General features: G+C 62.4%; 25 protein-coding genes. 14 read left to right on the top strand and 11 right to left on the bottom strand.

Going from position 1 to position 15,513, the window contains the following annotated elements; genetic code table 11:
- Positions 1 to 120: 120 nt before the first annotated feature.
- Complete coding sequence (locus EP007_RS13085; protein ID WP_128478075.1) at positions 121 to 324, bottom strand: hypothetical protein; 204 nt, start codon at positions 322 to 324, stop codon at positions 121 to 123.
- 150 nt (positions 325 to 474) lie between these two features.
- Between EP007_RS13085 and EP007_RS13080 the strand changes: the two genes are divergently transcribed.
- From EP007_RS13080 to EP007_RS13070, 3 genes are read left to right on the top strand one after another with little or no spacing between them, the layout of a single operon-like run.
- Positions 475 to 666 (top strand): hypothetical protein, encoded by a 192-nt coding sequence (locus EP007_RS13080; RefSeq protein WP_128478074.1) that lies wholly within the window; start codon positions 475 to 477, stop codon positions 664 to 666.
- Entirely contained in the window at positions 659 to 1,198 is a 540-nt protein-coding gene (locus EP007_RS13075) for a hypothetical protein (RefSeq protein ID WP_128478073.1), read from the top strand. Before EP007_RS13080 ends, EP007_RS13075 begins: the two co-directional genes overlap by 8 nt.
- Positions 1,191 to 1,865, top strand: coding sequence for a recombinase family protein (locus tag EP007_RS13070; protein ID WP_128478072.1), 675 nt, complete (start codon positions 1,191 to 1,193; stop codon positions 1,863 to 1,865). The genes EP007_RS13075 and EP007_RS13070 overlap by 8 nt, the downstream gene beginning before the upstream one ends.
- Here EP007_RS13070 and EP007_RS13065 read toward each other — a convergent pair.
- Complete coding sequence (locus EP007_RS13065) at positions 1,862 to 3,043, bottom strand: CAP domain-containing protein (RefSeq protein ID WP_128478600.1); 1,182 nt, start codon at positions 3,041 to 3,043, stop codon at positions 1,862 to 1,864. The two genes, EP007_RS13070 and EP007_RS13065, sit on opposite strands and share 4 nt — an antisense overlap.
- Positions 3,044 to 3,342: 299 nt before the next feature.
- On the opposite strand from EP007_RS13065, the gene EP007_RS13060 reads away from it, so the two are divergent.
- Positions 3,343 to 3,918: a zinc ribbon domain-containing protein gene (locus EP007_RS13060; RefSeq protein WP_128478071.1), complete on the top strand. Its 576-nt coding sequence runs from the start codon at positions 3,343 to 3,345 to the stop codon at positions 3,916 to 3,918.
- 4 nt (positions 3,919 to 3,922) lie between these two features.
- Here the strand turns inward: EP007_RS13060 and EP007_RS18285 are convergent, their stop codons facing one another.
- A complete protein-coding gene (locus EP007_RS18285) occupies positions 3,923 to 4,195 on the bottom strand; it encodes an ArsR family transcriptional regulator (protein WP_128478599.1) in 273 nt (90 codons plus the stop codon).
- A gap of 413 nt (positions 4,196 to 4,608) precedes the next feature.
- Between EP007_RS18285 and EP007_RS13050 the strand changes: the two genes are divergently transcribed.
- Positions 4,609 to 4,833, top strand: coding sequence for a hypothetical protein (locus EP007_RS13050; RefSeq protein ID WP_128478070.1), 225 nt, complete (start codon positions 4,609 to 4,611; stop codon positions 4,831 to 4,833).
- 64 nt (positions 4,834 to 4,897) lie between these two features.
- On the opposite strand, the gene EP007_RS17955 is transcribed toward EP007_RS13050, so the two are convergent.
- Positions 4,898 to 5,023: an antitoxin VapB family protein gene (locus EP007_RS17955; RefSeq protein WP_243700387.1), complete on the bottom strand. Its 126-nt coding sequence runs from the start codon at positions 5,021 to 5,023 to the stop codon at positions 4,898 to 4,900.
- A gap of 107 nt (positions 5,024 to 5,130) precedes the next feature.
- On the opposite strand from EP007_RS17955, the gene EP007_RS18360 reads away from it, so the two are divergent.
- The 8 genes from EP007_RS18360 (at position 5,131) to EP007_RS13025 (ending at position 8,753) form a co-directional block, all read left to right on the top strand.
- A complete protein-coding gene (locus tag EP007_RS18360; protein WP_449405013.1) occupies positions 5,131 to 5,253 on the top strand; it encodes a DUF7557 family protein in 123 nt (40 codons plus the stop codon).
- Complete coding sequence (locus EP007_RS13045) at positions 5,250 to 5,528, top strand: hypothetical protein (RefSeq protein ID WP_128478069.1); 279 nt, start codon at positions 5,250 to 5,252, stop codon at positions 5,526 to 5,528. Before EP007_RS18360 ends, EP007_RS13045 begins: the two co-directional genes overlap by 4 nt.
- Complete coding sequence (locus EP007_RS13040) at positions 5,528 to 6,487, top strand: hypothetical protein (RefSeq protein ID WP_128478068.1); 960 nt, start codon at positions 5,528 to 5,530, stop codon at positions 6,485 to 6,487. Before EP007_RS13045 ends, EP007_RS13040 begins: the two co-directional genes overlap by 1 nt.
- Positions 6,484 to 6,882: a hypothetical protein gene (locus EP007_RS13035; RefSeq protein ID WP_128478067.1), complete on the top strand. Its 399-nt coding sequence runs from the start codon at positions 6,484 to 6,486 to the stop codon at positions 6,880 to 6,882. The genes EP007_RS13040 and EP007_RS13035 overlap by 4 nt, the downstream gene beginning before the upstream one ends.
- A complete protein-coding gene (locus EP007_RS17550) occupies positions 6,879 to 7,025 on the top strand; it encodes a hypothetical protein (RefSeq protein WP_166035582.1) in 147 nt (48 codons plus the stop codon). Before EP007_RS13035 ends, EP007_RS17550 begins: the two co-directional genes overlap by 4 nt.
- Before the next feature lie 121 nt (positions 7,026 to 7,146).
- Complete coding sequence (locus tag EP007_RS17545) at positions 7,147 to 7,314, top strand: hypothetical protein (protein WP_166035578.1); 168 nt, start codon at positions 7,147 to 7,149, stop codon at positions 7,312 to 7,314.
- Between the two features lie 7 nt (positions 7,315 to 7,321).
- The gene (locus EP007_RS13030) at positions 7,322 to 7,726 is read left to right on the top strand and encodes a hypothetical protein (protein WP_128478066.1); all 405 of its coding nucleotides are present in this window, start codon (positions 7,322 to 7,324) and stop codon (positions 7,724 to 7,726) included.
- Positions 7,719 to 8,753 (top strand): tyrosine-type recombinase/integrase, encoded by a 1,035-nt coding sequence (locus EP007_RS13025; protein ID WP_128478065.1) that lies wholly within the window; start codon positions 7,719 to 7,721, stop codon positions 8,751 to 8,753. Before EP007_RS13030 ends, EP007_RS13025 begins: the two co-directional genes overlap by 8 nt.
- 621 nt (positions 8,754 to 9,374) lie before the next feature.
- Here the strand turns inward: EP007_RS13025 and EP007_RS13020 are convergent.
- Together EP007_RS13020 and EP007_RS13015 are read right to left on the bottom strand one after the other, a co-directional pair.
- Positions 9,375 to 9,584 carry a hypothetical protein gene (locus tag EP007_RS13020; RefSeq protein WP_128478064.1) on the bottom strand — a complete coding sequence of 70 codons (210 nt, stop codon included), beginning with the start codon at positions 9,582 to 9,584 and terminating at the stop codon, positions 9,375 to 9,377.
- 91 nt (positions 9,585 to 9,675) lie between these two features.
- Positions 9,676 to 9,999: a HalOD1 output domain-containing protein gene (locus tag EP007_RS13015; protein ID WP_128478063.1), complete on the bottom strand. Its 324-nt coding sequence runs from the start codon at positions 9,997 to 9,999 to the stop codon at positions 9,676 to 9,678.
- Between the two features lie 256 nt (positions 10,000 to 10,255).
- Between EP007_RS13015 and EP007_RS13010 the strand changes: the two genes are divergently transcribed.
- Entirely contained in the window at positions 10,256 to 12,034 is a 1,779-nt protein-coding gene (locus EP007_RS13010; RefSeq protein ID WP_128478062.1) for a DUF7289 family protein, read from the top strand.
- Between the two features lie 55 nt (positions 12,035 to 12,089).
- Here EP007_RS13010 and EP007_RS13005 read toward each other — a convergent pair whose 3' ends face one another.
- The 5 genes from EP007_RS13005 to EP007_RS12985 are packed head-to-tail and all read right to left on the bottom strand — an operon-like array spanning position 12,090 to position 15,513.
- Positions 12,090 to 12,866, bottom strand: coding sequence for a DUF7289 family protein (locus tag EP007_RS13005; RefSeq protein WP_128478061.1), 777 nt, complete (start codon positions 12,864 to 12,866; stop codon positions 12,090 to 12,092).
- Positions 12,863 to 13,369 carry a DUF7266 family protein gene (locus EP007_RS13000; RefSeq protein WP_128478060.1) on the bottom strand — a complete coding sequence of 169 codons (507 nt, stop codon included), beginning with the start codon at positions 13,367 to 13,369 and terminating at the stop codon, positions 12,863 to 12,865. Before EP007_RS13000 ends, EP007_RS13005 begins: the two co-directional genes overlap by 4 nt.
- Positions 13,366 to 14,331, bottom strand: coding sequence for a DUF7261 family protein (locus tag EP007_RS12995; RefSeq protein WP_128478059.1), 966 nt, complete (start codon positions 14,329 to 14,331; stop codon positions 13,366 to 13,368). The genes EP007_RS13000 and EP007_RS12995 overlap by 4 nt, the downstream gene beginning before the upstream one ends.
- Positions 14,319 to 14,936, bottom strand: a complete 618-nt coding sequence (locus EP007_RS12990) for a DUF7288 family protein (protein WP_128478058.1) — start codon at positions 14,934 to 14,936, stop codon at positions 14,319 to 14,321. The genes EP007_RS12995 and EP007_RS12990 overlap by 13 nt, the downstream gene beginning before the upstream one ends.
- A gap of 1 nt (position 14,937) precedes the next feature.
- Positions 14,938 to 15,513, bottom strand: coding sequence for a DUF7287 family protein (locus EP007_RS12985; protein WP_128478057.1), 576 nt, complete (start codon positions 15,511 to 15,513; stop codon positions 14,938 to 14,940).

The raw sequence follows: 15,513 nt of genomic DNA, 5'->3' as shown, positions 1-15,513 counted from the left end.
ACAACCGGAACTGAGACACCCCGTCGAAGCCGCGTCACTCAGCATCGGCCTCGGCCTCCCGGAGATTGTTTTTCTTGCCTTCTATCATTTCTGTCTCTCCCCTGTTAGCTCTCGGCCGGGTTACTGCGGGTCGAGGAGAATCGCCCCGTCTTCGCGGGTCTTGATCACGTACTTTTCGCCCTCGACGAGCGCCACCTCGTCTTTGGCCTTCGTGACGGTCACGCGGTACGAGCCGTTCGCGTAGAACAACGGCCGAACGCCGACAGTCGTCCATTCGTCAGTATCGGCGTCGGTTTCCTGCGGCGTCGTTTTTGATGTACTCATTGTGGTCCGTCTTGGTGTAAGGAGGCCCACTTAAAATCCTAATACCTCGTTAGGGTAGAATCCGTCTCAGAACCCCCCGGTTCTGAGACACCACAGAACCACCGCGCACCTTTTTAAACATATAACATCAAGTATAGCATGAAATAGACCATGACCGACGAGTTCGAATACACCACCAAACCGTGGCAGCGATCACAATCCAGTTGGGCAACTACAATCCCGTCCGAAATACTCGCTATCAAAAGCGCTCCGACCGGCGACAACGCTCGCGTGAAGTGGTCGATTAATGAAGATACTGGAGCCGTCGAAGTGCGATTCGTCGAGGAGAGTAGCGATGATTAGTGACGTTGCCAAACAGACCGCACAAGAAGCCGTCGAGACGTACGAACAAGATATCGTACCCCAAGCGTGGGAGAATCTTGACGAAGGCCGGTCTTGCACAGTTTGCGAAGGTGACGAGTACGCTACTCTTGAAGGAAAAGCGGAATGCACCGTACAGGAGTACACCGGAGACTGTGGTTGCGGGGGACAAGCCCTCATCCATCGATTGACGGTGAATATCGGCGGTAAGCTGCCGTTTTCACAGAAGCATCTTCTCAAAACTGCTTGTACGGAGTGCGACGACCTAGCGGAGGTTACAGTGTCGGATATCCTTAAATTCACTTCTCCCGTGCAAGAAGAGACGTTCCACATCGAAACGGGCGTGTTCACGGAAACCCATCCGATTCACCACCATCACACCAGTTACACCCCGGAAGAAACAATTCTCGTGTGCGACTCGTGTCATGCACGAATTCACTCAGACCCAGATTTCCGCCCCGATCTCACACCCTCCCGGTCTCGGGATGCGTTGGAGGCCGATAGCCATGACTAACGAGGAGCGCGCCGTCGGCTACGCTCGTCTCTCCCAAGACGGGAAGTCGCTCCCGGAACAGCGCGAGTCCATCCGCGAGTACGCCGACGAACGCGGCTTCGACCTCGAACAAATCTTCGACGACGGCCAACACGCCAGCGGGTACTCCGCCGACCGCGAGGAGTACCAAGCCATGCTCGACCGTCTCGAAGACGGTGACGTAGACCACGTCGTCGTCCGGGACCGGTCGCGGCTTTCCCGCGACAGCAAGGAGCGACTTCGCCTGCTCCTCGATCTCGACTCGATGGGCGTTGATGTCCACGTCGTCGAGGTCGGGGAGCGCGTCGATCTGGACGACCCCTACGCGCTCACCCGCGAGTCGGCGCAGGCCGACGCCGACGACGCCGAGAAACGCAAGGAGGCCGAGCGCGGACGCGCCGAGGCCGAGTATCGCGCCCAGAACGGTCTCCCGAACGGGCGGCCGCCGTTCGGTCTCCAGTACGGTCCAGAGAAAGAGCGATTCGTTCCAGACCACGATGACGACGCCTTCGAGACCGCACTGGAAGTCATCGACTTGCGGGCGGACGGAGTCTCGTTTCGAGCCATCGCCGAGGACATCGACGGAGTCTCGAAGGACACCGCGCGGCGGATTGTGGACCGGCGCGAGAAGTATCTTGATTGCGGTTAACAGAAGTTCTGGGTTGCATAGACCCGCGTCTTACCATCAACTTCGATGATGTAGACGCCAATACCCTCTTTTTGCCAGTAGTCCCGGAGGATGTTCTTCCGGTGGCCTGTCGAGTTCATCCACTGGTTCACGAGGCCGCGAGCCAGTTCTTTTTCGTTCGAGTAGTAGACGCTCTCTCCATTATCTCGGAGAACATTTTCGTTCGCGTAAGTGTACGCAATATTCTCAGCACCGGTCGCATATCTGTTTCCACTCATTGGCACCTCACACATGTAGCCGTACTCCTCGTAGCGGTCTTCCATCGAATCGCCGTCCGGTGATGTGTGCGAAAAGTAGCCCTGCTCGCCCATGTCGCGGCTGTGATTTCGAGCAATATTCCTAAGGTGCGGATTAAACTTGAGCGGTTGCAGACCCCGATCTTGTCGCCGTTCGTTTATCTCCTCGTGAACCAGATACTCGATTTGGGTTCGGTTGAGGTCGTTGTCAAACAGGCCCGAACCGTCACTCGACGAGTCCGACGCTTCGGAATCAGACCGACGCGTTTCTTCGTCAGTAGCGTTTGCGACCGCGCCTTCTGTGTCCTCCAAGAACGACTCCGCTGGAGAGGTATCGACGGGGAAGCCGGGAATACCGACGACGCCCAGTTGACCGACGGTCGCCACGGAGATCAGGACGACGAGGAGAAACCGAGCCGAGAGTAGCGAGGAAAGAACCGACGATGAACCACGTCCCGTACTTCGAGTAGAGTTTCCGCGTCCGGGGAGCTTCGAGGCCGTCCAGCGACGAGCGCGGTTTAGCGGGTCGGTCACTGTCCCGACGATGGCGTTCCAGCGCTGGCGGCGCTTGATCTTGTTCAATTCCTTGTCGATGTTCTTGTCGTCGTTCGACTTCGTCTGGACTGGTGGACTCGAATCGAGGTCCTCGACGGCCTCTTCCGTTCCGTAGGTTCGAATCTTGCTCTTGTCCATCGCCTTGGGCGATTCACTCGCGGAGTCCGACGAGTCGCCGAGCGTCGCATCGAAGGCGCTCTCGAAGTGTTTCCCGGCGTCGTTCGCGGCCCGAGTCGAGGGACAGTTGTGCTTCTCCGGGAGCGTGTGCGACGAACAGACCTCCGTCCCGCAGTAGTTGCACCGTCGGGTGAGGTCGTCTGTCTCGCCACAAATCGCGCATCCGGCCATTATCCTGTGGCTAATACCGACGAAAGTTAATTATTCGGGTTCGGTGATAGGTGAGGCGCTCGATTCAATGTCCAATCTGTCGAGCAAGTTAATCGCCCGACCATGCGTATCTTGGACCGTCTACTTTTACTCCGATAGGATGGTCATCGACTTTTTCAACTAAGCCATTATCTGCCAGCTTTGTGCGCAGAACCGGACACGCTCTCCGAAATGACCCCACGTTGAAGCAGAAACCGAGTGACAAGCGATGAACCGCTAAACGACGTTAGTTTTATGTTGTCAGAATATTGGGATAGAGTATGCTCTTCATCATATTCGGGTGGTCGCATCGGACGAAAGAGTACGGGCCTACGTATCCGATGGAGTGCCCGCATTGCAGTAACGAGAGCTACTTTCACTTGCTCAAGTACCGTCGCTGGTTCTCTTTGTACTTCATACCACTCATCCCTCTTGGTTTCGGCTCCTACGACCTCGTTTGTCCAGTCTGTAGTTCAAGTATCGAACTCGACGGACGGGCCGAGGCCACGCAAGCAAAGCAACTCTCATCTGCGGCAGAAGACTATCAGGATGGCAAATTGACTACCGGCGAGTTCGACCACGAGCTACAAGCATTCGAGGCCGATGTTTTCTCCGACGTGGCTGCTCGGGACATCAAGCGGCAACCCTACGGAGACGGTGACAGTAAGATATTCCGTCCGCTCATGGCTCTTCTATTTGTCTTCGCCACAATTGTGGCAGTACAAAGTGCGGTGAGTCTTTATCCCGGTTCATTTGCACTTGGAGTGCTCTGTATGCTCCCGTATCTGGTCATCCGATACCGCGACCCGGAAAGTACGACGGTGCCCTTCGCAAGTATTCTGAAGAACCGAAGCTGACAGTTTACTCCTCGTCGCTCTCTAAGTCCTCGGCGTCGAGGTCGCCAGCGAGATAGGCACGACCTCGGTCCGTAATCCGATAGTACCCTCGTTTTCCTTCTACCTTCTCCAGCAAGCCATGGTCGGCCAATTCAGGCATTCGACGTTTTACAGTCGGATGCGATACTCCTTCGATGTTGAAGGATACAACCGCTGGCGGCATAGAAATGTCCTGCTCCTCAAAAAATTCGAGGATAGCAGGGTCTGACTTAGTCATCCACGTCACCAGCGGGCGCATTACCCCGCTCTCGATGCTCAATTCTCATAATTGCATGTCACCCGTCCGCTGTTAATACCTGTTGGTGTGTTCATGATACTAATCGGTATCAAGATTTATTACGCATTACTCTAAAGGGAGAAATCACGGAGACAATCGCGGACCCGTCGCTCGCCGATGGGTCCATCGCTCGAAAACGAAGCGGACCCCGCTGTTAGGGGCAGCGGGTCCGCGTGAGCCTCCGTAAGACAGGTACGGAAGCCATGTACGCAAACACGACGACGGGACTTGATAGTTCCGCACGACGGAAACGACGTGAATCGACCGCGAGACTAACAAAATCAAATAACTTCCGCGGTGAAACCGGACTACTTTCACTTTCACCGCGTGCAAGAATTAGATTCTTAACAAACCCGTGTGTTACTCCGAAACACATGTCGGGAGAACCGATAGTCAGGCTCAACAACGACACCTCGCGGTGGCGGTGGGCGTGCCCGCGCGGCCACCGCAACTGGGAAGCGACCAACGACCACGTCTGGTGCCAGACCTGCGCGCGCCAGCGCGGCGACGGTCACTACCACCGATTGCTCGACAAGCGCTCGGGCGACCTCGTCGCTCGCGCGCAACTGGTCGTGGTTGACAAGGGAGGGTCAGCATGAACTGCCCGCACTGCGGCGCGGGCGTGGACGGTGTCTCGGCGACGACGGCGGCAGTTAGGCGAGACTACTCGTCGCCTTGCTCAAGCAGTCGTTGGATAACGTCGTCAAAAGTGTCGCCCGGTGCTTTTCGGACGTTCAGTTCCTGCCACGTGTCGGTTGTTACCTGTATAGATGTAATGTCGTCGCTCATTGTCGAATCAATGGTTTCTGTGGGGTATAGGTTTTTGGATAAAGTCAGTATCTAAGGCCCTATAGAACAACAGAACCAAGTCAATAGAACAATGCTCCTGTAATACTATGGCAGAAATGACAACCGTGTCCGTCTCAGCGGACACATGGAAACGGCTGAATCGTGCGAAAGAACCCGGAGAAACGTTCGATGACGTTCTCCAGCGACTGATTAGCGAGGGGTCAGCATGACCCTGAAGAACGCGGTTGACGGCCAGATGCTCGAAATCAACGACGAGCGATTCGCGGTCGTCTCAGAGGAGACGTTCGTTCTGGCCCCCGAGAACTTCATGGTCCCCGAGGACGACGCGGTCGTCTTCCTGAAGGGGATGGACAACCAGTTCGCACAGGTCTGTTCAGGTCCCGTGCTGGAGACGCCGTCCGGTAGCGAGCAAGTTCAGCGCGTCGAAGACGTGACGCCCGACTGGAAGGCCGAGACCATCGCGGCGGACGGAGGTGACGCGTAATGTCGTTCTTCATTCGCGTCGAAGGCCTCGACCCCGAGGACCTGAGCGACAACGCGGCTCACGACCTCACCGACCGCCTGTTCGCCGACATCTGTGAGGACTACCCCGAGCACTACGACGACCTGACGGGCGTCATCCCGGTCCTCAACGAGGCCGAACACGCGCGGCTGGTCGCGGCCTCGACCATCGAGCGACCGACCGAGCAGGACGCGGCCATCGGTGAGCCGGAGATGGCGACCGACGGCGGGGCGACCCCGTGGGACCCGTGGTGCGACTGGTGCCAGATGGCGTTCAAGGACGGACCCGACTGGAAAGTCGAAGCCACCAACATCACCGGCTGGTTCTGCACCGAGAACTGCGCGGACCAATGGCGGTCGGGTGACACCACTCCCGAGCGAGTCGGCCAACAGGACGACGCCACCCCCGAGACGGAGGAAGATGGCGAGCAGGAGGTCATGACCGACGGCGGGCGCGAACCTCCGAAGAGGAAGAGTGAACCGTACCACTGTGGCTTCTGCGACGAGACGAGTCCGGACCCTGCGACAACGAGTCTTCCCTGTGGCTGTGTCCGCGTGACGTGTCCGAACTGCGGGAAGACCGACGAACTTCACGAAACGTTCTGCCGGGCGGATGAAGTTGCGACCGACGGCGGAACGGACCTTGCGACCTACGAGTTCACTGTCGAGAACGATGGTTCAAGCATCGTCTACGGGCCGTGGAACGACGGCGACGAGTGGATGCTCGCACTGAGCACTGCGACCGGCGAGCGCGTCCGGCTCCTGCTCGGCGAGGCCGCGATGTACGAACTCTGGACCGAGACCCACAACACCCCTCGACCTCGTGCGGCCGAGCCACGAGACACGCTCTCGCGGGAAATCGTCGAGAAGGTCAACGGGATGAACGCCGACCAACTCCGCGAGGTCCTCGACGCCATCGAGGACGTTGGAGGACAGCGATGAGCATCGAACGCGAGGTCGCGGTCTCGACTCGGGCGTACCCGAGCGGGCGCTGTCGAGCTATCTCACGGTCCGAGCGTCGGCGCTGTCGGAACTCCTGCGGCCGCGGACCGGACGAGGGACTGTGCGCGACGCACGCCGCCGAGACCGACCCGGTGACCATCGACTGCGACCCGCGGACGCTCATCGCGGCCGTCTCCGAGCAGTTCCCCGCGCGATGCCGAGCTATCCACAGCGGCCTGCGCTGCGAGACCGGCTGCGGTCCGACCGACCGGTTCTGCGCGCTTCACGAGACCGTCGCCGTCTCCGAGGTCATCGACTCGCTCGACGACGGCGAACTCGACACCGCGCTCATCAAGCAGGCGCTGTCCGCGGTCGAGGAGGTCGAGACGCGATGAGTCTGACGTGTGACGGATGTGGGATAACCAGCGAGGACGTGCGCCTCGTTGAGGTGGAGAACCCGGACGGACTCATCACGACGTGCGACAGGTGTGAGGACAACCTCAACTCCGACATCGTCTCCGAGGAGGGGTCGCCGTGACCGGTCGTCAGACGACCCTCGACCGCTTCGTGGGTCGGTTCGTCTGCGACTGCGGAGCAGTTCGACGGACGTTTCTCGGACTGACGAAACATCGGTCCGCTCGACGCTGCTGGGAGGACGCATGACTCGGTGCGACGGGTGCGGACGACAGACGAAGACGTACATCTTCCATTCTGGGCCGTGCGCTCGCTACTGTCCGAGTTGCGAGGAGTTCCGAGAGGAGAACAGCATCGAGGCAGGAGAAAATGAGCAGTACAAGCTACGAGCGGCCGCTTCCATCGAGGAGTGAGACAAATATGGCAACCAACACGCAGGACAACGGCAACAACGAATCGACAGCGAAACCGCTCTACCAACGAGAATCCGCGCCGGTTGACCGAGCAGACGATTTGATTCTGCTCGCTCTGAGCGCGGCCGACGACGACCTCGACGGCGACGACATTTTCGCGCGAACCTCGGACCTCGCTATCGAGGTGTTCGGCACGGTCGTTGACGGCACGAACGCCGAGTGGGAGTGTAAGGACGCTATCGACAGGTTCGACCAGCTGGGCTACGTCGATGGCACTCCCTTCCGAGAGGAGAGCATCTCGCTGACGGAGAAGGGCGAGAAGGGTGCGGGAGCGCTCCGTGCGGGACTTTCCGACGACAAGCGAGACGCACTTGCGGAGTGGACCGGGCAGGAGGCGATGCTCAGTGAGTAGCGACCTCGAACCGCTCCCGCCCGCGGAGGCGGTGAACCTGTACCTCAGCCATCGAGAGCCGGAACTGTCGGAGAAGTCGCTGGAGAACCAGCGCTATCGGCTGAACGCGTTCATCGCGTTCTGCGAAGAGGAGCACATCGAGAACCTGAACGAACTCACCGGGCGAGACCTCCACCGGTACCGCGTCTGGAGACGGAACGGCGAGGGCGACGGGTACCGTGACGACGGCGTCTCGAAGACAACCCTCCGGAGTAACCTCGCTACGCTCCGGGTCTTCCTCGAATTTGCGGCGAGCATCGATGCCGTCGAGTCGGGAATGCGCGAGCGTGTTCTGCTCCCCGAAATCGACCCAGAGGAGGAGGCAAAAGACGAGAAGCTGTCGGAGGACCGTGCGGAAGCTATCCTCGAATACGTCGAGCAGTTCGAGTACGCGAGCCGCGACCACGTCATCCTCGCGCTACTGTGGCACACTGGTATCCGGTTGGGTAGCCTGCGCGCGTTCGACGTGGGCGACTTCGACCCGGACGCCCCGTGCCTCGAACTCCGGCATCGGCCCGAGAACGAGACGCCGCTGAAGAACGCGAAGGCGGCGAACCGGACCATCGCGGTCGGCGACCACTACGCGGAGGTCCTACAGGACTACATCGACCACAACCGCCACGACGTGACCGACGACTACGGCCGCGAGCCGCTTATCACCAGCGAGCAGGGCCGTCTCACCGAGACACCGATTCGTCGGACGGTCTACCAGTGGACGCGGCCGTGCATGGTCGCCGACTGTCCGCACAACGAGGACCCTGACGACTGTCCGTACATGAACCGCGACCGGGCCAGCGAGTGTCCTTCGTCGCGGTCGCCCCACGGCATCCGGCGCGGCGCGATCACGAAGCACCTCCGCGACGGCACCCCCGAGGAAATCGTCACCGACCGGTGTAACGTCAGCAGTGATGTCCTCGACCAGCACTACGACCAGCGAACCGAGCGCGAGAAAATGGAACTTCGACGCGAGTTCCTCCAAGACGCATGATTTCGAGCAACTCCCCCACCACGAGAAGCGAGACCCGGCATCGAACGAGAACCCGCGCATCCCGCGAGAAGCCGACACCCCGCCGAGTCCATCCGCATTTTTCGCCCGTAACCGGGGACCAAAAGCACAACGCCGAGTTACGTCTCTTTGACCCCGTCGAGTCGTCGTTCTCGGCGTCGAGCGACAGATGCGCACGGAGCGCTCCGCCAGACCGTATCGACGCCTCCGACATCCGCGTATCGGAGGTGTTTTGTACCGATGGACGAATTCATTACGTAGACGGCACGGTCGGGAAGCGACCTTTCAGCCCGCGTGGTTTCCACACGGGTTACCGCTGTCTGACCTACTCCGTCTGTTCAAACTCGTGAGCGGCGGCTATTGCTGTATTCAAAATCCGACGACCGACCAGCGGGAGGTCCGTCGCCCGAAAGTACCTCCACAGTCGGAACTCATCTCCAGAGTTAGAAGTCGGTCCGCGAAAGCCACTCGCGCGCGACGGCGACGAACCACGCCATTCAGACCGCGAACGCGACCAGCCACGCGGCGTACCGGACCGCCGGAGAGCGAGCGACGAGGTACGCGACGCCGAGGATGTCACTGTCGGCGGGCATGTGTGGACCGTCACCGTCGGCGTTCGCCTCCGCTGCGGGCGAGTAACATCACGACGCCGAGCGCGAGCAACATGACGATACTGGCGCTCCCGATAACGACGAGTTGGGCGTCCTCGTCGCCGACACCCGCTGCGACGACCACCTGTAGCACACCTGCGCCGACGAGAACGCCGACGAGCGCGACGACCCGCCAATCCGGTCGCCTCGACGCAATTGCCATACGGTAGCACACTAACTGAACGACCGTAGTTGTATCGCTGACCGCGCGCGAGACCGATGGTCAAGAAGTCGGCTCGGCCGCGACGCCGCAGTCACCCCCGCACTAGAACGCGCCCGCTCGAATGGACAGTGACCTCGTACACGTCGTAGGGGAACGACACCGAAACGTCGTCCCGGAGGTCGCCGTAGCGCCGCGTCTGGAAGAACAACTGGAGCGCGTCACAGTCTACCACGGAACTCAGCGGCGTCATCTGTGCGGGGTCGCGCTCGACGACTTCCGAGAGTGCGAGCGCGACACCTGTGCACACTTCTCCGTCGAGCATGTGCTGGCTGATGTTGAAGACGTAGGTAGAGTTGGCCGCGCCGTTTTCGGAGGTAGATTCGATTTCTACGAGGTCGATGTTCTTTCTCGACATACTCATTCTGGTTGCTACCGGTTCTCAGTGTGGGGCGTACAAAGAGTTTCCGGTGAGCAGAACCGCCCGGAGAAACCCTGATGGCGGACTTTCGAAGGAGTGGTCTCCGTCCGGAAGCTCCGGAATCTGCTCGCCGTCTCCGGAATCCGGTCGCCTCCGACGCCGATTTGGAGCTTCCGATCTCGTCAATGCGCTAGTGAATTTTTCTCGAGGGGTGGCGGCTTAGTTTATAAGTCCCCGGTTCGATGGGGCGGACATGACCGGTCGGCGGCGTTCATCGCTCGGGGACACGCGGTCGGGAGAGAGGGGTTCGGACCGGCGGGGCCAGTCGGAGGTGTTGGGCGTCGTCCTCCTGCTCGGAATCACGATTATGGGCACGGGTCTCATCGTCGCGTTCGGGTCGTCGGCACTCGACGACTCTAAGCGAACCTCAGAGATAGACAGCGCCGAGAACGCGATGACGCAACTCGACTCGAAGGCGAGTCTGGTCGGCATCGGGTCCTCGCCCGCACAGCGAGCCTCGCTCGGCGTCGGCGGCGTCTCGGTCGAGAATCGGAGCGGGTGGATGCGAATCCGGGTCGTCAACCGGACCGACGGCACGACCGAACACGACGTGATGAACCGGACGCTCGGCGCGATAACCTACGAGAACGGCGACACCGACATCGCCTATCAGGGCGGCGGCGTCTGGCGACGGACTGACGGCGGCAGTACGATGGTCTCGCCGCCGGAGTTCCACTATCGGGGGACCACGCTGACGCTCCCGCTGGTCAGCGTGAACGGGACCGACTCGCTCGACGGGACGATTCGGATGGCTCGCGGCGGTCCCACCGAGTCGAAGTTCCCCAAGCAGGGCGACGCCGCCTTCCGAAATCCGCTCGAAAACGGCGAAGTGACCGTCACGGTCCGGAGCGCGTACTACGAGGCGTGGGGCCGGTTCTTCGAGCAACGGACTGGTGGGGAGGTCACGTACGACCACGCCCGCAAGCGAGTCGTCATCACGCTGGTCGCGCCGACCGAGACCCAGAACGTGACGAACGCGCTGGCGGGGACGACGCCCGACCAGATGACCATTCAGGGCGCTGGCGGGTCGTCGTTCACCGACAGCTACAATTCCTCTGACGGCCCGTACTCCGGCAGTCCGTCGATGCCCTACGAGGGAACCATCGTCACGAAGGGGAGCGTCGAGTTGACCGGCGGTGCAGAAGTCTACGGCGACATCCGGACTGGCGGCGGCACCGTGGACTTCGGCGGCGGCGTCGCGGTCCACGGCAACGTCTCCTACGGTGGAACTATCAACTGCAAGGACAACGGTGGCGGATGCAAGTCGGTCGATGGTTGGCAGGCGAACAACGGCACGGCACCAGACATCAGTCCCATCGGCGAGTTGGTCACCCGGAAGGACGCGACGTACAGCGACGCCTCGAACAACGACAACGACGCCGTGACAGCCATCAACGAGAGCACCGACGAGTGGAACGAGTCCGAATCGACGCTCACCCTTCCCTCCGGCGCGTACTACGTGGACACCGAGACACTCGACTCCTCACAGACCGTGGAGTTCGACAACACCGGCGGCGACGTGACGCTGGTCGTGGATGACAACATCGTCTGGAACGACGTGAACATCGACGTTGCGGACCCCGACGGCGGCATGGTGAAACTCTACACGACCGGATCGAGGTTCCACGTCATCGGCGGCGAAGTCGGCGACACGGCGACCCACGAGTCGCCGGTCTTCCGGGTGTACGCCGGGCCGGGACTCGACGTGAAACTCGACGACAGCGCGAAACTCGTCGGTCTCATCTACGCACCGGGCACCGACACCCAGAGCGGTTCGATTACGGTCCGCACCCAGTCGGAACTGTTTGGCGGCATCGTCGGCGGCGGCAACACCCTCTTGAAGGCGGGTGGGTCGATTCACTTCGACCGGGCGCTCCGGTCCGTCCAGCCGGTCGTCGGCGTGAGCGGTGACGTTCCGCGAGTGACCTACCTCCACGTCAGCGTCAGTCGCGTGAACGTGACGAGCGCGTAAAATCGGTCGTCAGTTCGCTTTGTCTCCCCTCCGAACTCCCGGCGACAGCCGCGACTCAGGCCTGAATTTCGAACTCCACGACCGTCTCGGGGACGAGCAGATGGTCGGTCCGGAACTGGTAGGTTACCTCGCCGTCGCCGGGGTCGGCGAGCGACGGGTTCGAGGGCGGGGGCACCATCCCCTGCTCCTCAAAGTAGCGACCCCACGCCGCGGCGCGGGGCGACTCGACGGTGACGTTGACCCGCGCTTCGTCAGCCGAATCCGGTCCGGTGTCGAACTCGCCGTCGAGCTGTTGGGACTGTCGATGAGCGACCAGCAGGACCGTCGAGGAACCGCCGACGCCTCCGGAGTCGGTTCGGGGGTAGGTCACCAGCAGGGGAACCAGCGAGCGACGTTCGTTCACGAGCAGGTCGGGTTCGTTGCGCATCGCCGCCGAGTCGCCGTCCACACGGAACGTCGCGCCCGCCGAGAACACCGCCTTCCCCGCCGTCCCGGAGTAGACCAGCGGCCGGGTACTCCCCCGGTAGGTCGCGTTCGCGTCCGTGACGGTGTGGTTGACCTGCACCTCGACGGACACGGGGTCGCCGAACCCGAGGGTGGCCTCCGAGAGTTTGAGTTCGGTCGCCCGACTGGGCGCGCCCTCGCGGGTCAGGTCCTCGACGTTGTCGTCCAACACGTCGAACGCCCGGACCGCGTTGGTCAGTTGCTCGTCGTCGCGGGCGTCGGCCAGTCCGCCGATACCCGTGGTGTAGACGACGCCGACGGAGGCCGTCACCAGCGCGAACACGAAGACGAATCCGATGGTCTCGCTGACGCCCCGGCGGTCCATCATCTCGAACGCACCTCCAGTCTGTCGGGGTCGGAATCCGTGTTCAGGACGATTCGGAGGTCGCCGCCCCGGACCGTCGCGTTCCGGACCGCGGTGTCGTTGTGGAACCCGACCTCGACGGTCACCTCGGGCGTGTCCGACTGGAGGACGAGGCGGGCGTTCGACTCCGTGGCGTTGACCCGCACGTCGTAGCGCGTGCCCGCGACTCGCTCGGGGACCGCCGTCGAAATCGAGACTGTGGGGTCAGTTTCCGGTCCGGCGCTCCCGGTTTGAGCCAACCTGTCGGCGGCCATCAGGTCGCCCGCGATTCGCTCGCCGAGGACCGACAGTTCGGTCCGGGCGGCCGACTCCCGGCGGTCCTGAACCATCCCGCCGGTCGCGGTCAACACCCCGCCGATGAGCATCGTCGCCACCACGAGGTTGAGTGCGTAGTTGACCGTAACCGAGACGCTCCGCGTGTCGCCACCGAATCCGGAGGAATCGCGGCGTCTTCCGCGTCCCGTCATCGCGGCTCACCCGGCGCTGACCGGACGGTGGTGTGATACGTGAGCGTCGGCGTCTCGAAGTGTATCTCGAACCGGGCGGCGTACACTGCGGGTGCCGACCGCGGCGACGACGAGGTCCCCGGTCCCGCGACGTTCCCCGTCCGCACGTCGGTCCCGGCCGCAGACGTGTTAACGGTCACTCCGTACGTTCCAGTCGCGTCGTCGGCATTCTCGAACGCCACGTCGTAGGGCGCGGCGACGCCGTTCGCCCAGACTAACGCCGGACATCGTTGGCCGCCGACGGTGCCCGACGTGAGGTCAATGGTCGCCTCCGAGACCATCACCGAGCAGACCGCGGTGGCCGACGCCTCGCTCCCGTTTTTCACCGCGACGGTGATGGCCCCGCCGTCGTCGTAGATGCGGGCCTGCCACTCGTCGGAACTCCCCACTGCGCGGACCGCGAACGCCGACCCCGCCGTCCCGCTCAGTTCGTCGCGGGCGACGGTCAGCGCGAACCCGCGTACGCCCGGCCCGTCTCCCGACCCGGCGTCCTCGACGAGCGTCCAGTCGGCCGACTCGCCGTCGCTCGTGAAGTTCCGCGAGGCGTCGGTCTGGCGGAGGATGCGCCCCTCCGTCAGGTCCACTGTCTCGGTCTCGACGACCGCGAGCGTCGAGCGCTCGGCGCTGTAGCGAGACGCCAACCTGTCGTAGCGCTTGACGCCCGCGGTGACGTTCGCCTCGACCTTCGTGCGGGTGTCGTACTCCGCGCGGTTCTCGGCGTCTACGACGTCGCCGACGCCCGCGATGGTCTCCTGCTGGAAGGAGACGGCCCCGCCGTCCTCGACTTCCGCCCCGCGCGTGGCGAGGTTCTGCGTGTAGATGACCGTGTTCAACAGCAGGACCAGCGCGACCAGCGTCACCGCGACCGCGAGACCGGTCACGAGGATTAGCTGTCCGCGGTCTCGATGCATCACATCTGCCATACGACAAGTTGCACCTCCATGACGTTGTAGAAACTCGCGTTGGGCGCGGCGTCCTGCGCGTAGAAACTGGCCGACGAGACGGTGCCACTCGCGCCCGAGAGCGGCGTGTCGTCGGCCAGCGTGACGGTCCGGGTCGCCGACGCCGCGTTGTCGCTGGGCGACCCCATGTAGACCATCGTCTGCGTTCGTGTGCCGTTCTCCGCGGTCCGATACCGGACGATGACGTTGTACGCGATGCGGCGGTCCATCGTTGAGAGGTCGCCGAACGTGTCGTTCAGCGCGGTCCCGAAGGCGTTGGGTGGCCCGCCGTTCGCGTAGAATCCGCGGCTTCCGGTCCGGACGAACGCCCCCTCGCTGGCGTTCCAGAACGTCACCGCCGGGCGGAGCGTGCCGTTCTCGGCCGCCGTCGCCAGCACGTCGGCGGCCGCGGTCCGGTGTTGGGTCTCGATGTGCTGGTTCGACGTGCTGGCGGTCAGCGGCGTCACGGCCGTCGCCTGAAGCGCGAACAGGACGCCAGAAACGACTAACAGCGCGGCCATGAACGCTTCGAGAGTGTGGGCCTGCCCGCGGGAGCGCGACCGTCCGGAACTGCGTTTCCCCGACATGCTACCACATCCTCACGTAGAGGTCGGCGTCGTCGCCGCCGAGCAGAACGACCCGGCGAGAGACGACCACGTTCTCGGAGTCGGGCGGCGTCGGTCCCGCCGCGAGCGTGACGCCGTTTCTCGACCGGATAGTTCCGTCCTCCGCTATCGTAACGTTGACCGCCGTCGCGGGACCGAGACCGAGCGCGGCGTCCAAGTCCGCGGCGTCGGTGGTGAACTGACACCCCGCGACCCCGCCCGCGCCGTCGCCCGCGGCGTCGAAGAACTCGGCGGTACACGCCGGGTCGAACGCGCCGGGAGTTGTCGGATGTGCGAGCAGTTGTTCGGCCAGCAGGCCCGCGGTCCGGTCGGCCGCCAGCACGTCGCCCGACCCGGTCGCGGTGAACGGTTCGAACGCGCTCGGCAGGAACGTGACGACGAACGCCACCGTCAGCAGGAAGACGCTCATCCCGACCACGAAGTCGATGCTCGTCTGCGCGCGAGAGGCGTATCGATTTTCGTCCTCGCCCGCGGTCGAACGGTCGCCGCGCTCGTCGGCGGGGCGCGCGTCCTCGGCGGTGGATGTGTTCCGGAGCAT

It is taken from the genome of Halorussus pelagicus (assembly GCF_004087835.1).
Classification (GTDB): domain Archaea; phylum Halobacteriota; class Halobacteria; order Halobacteriales; family Haladaptataceae; genus Halorussus; species Halorussus pelagicus.
This window is presented reverse-complemented; position numbering and strand designations above follow the sequence as displayed.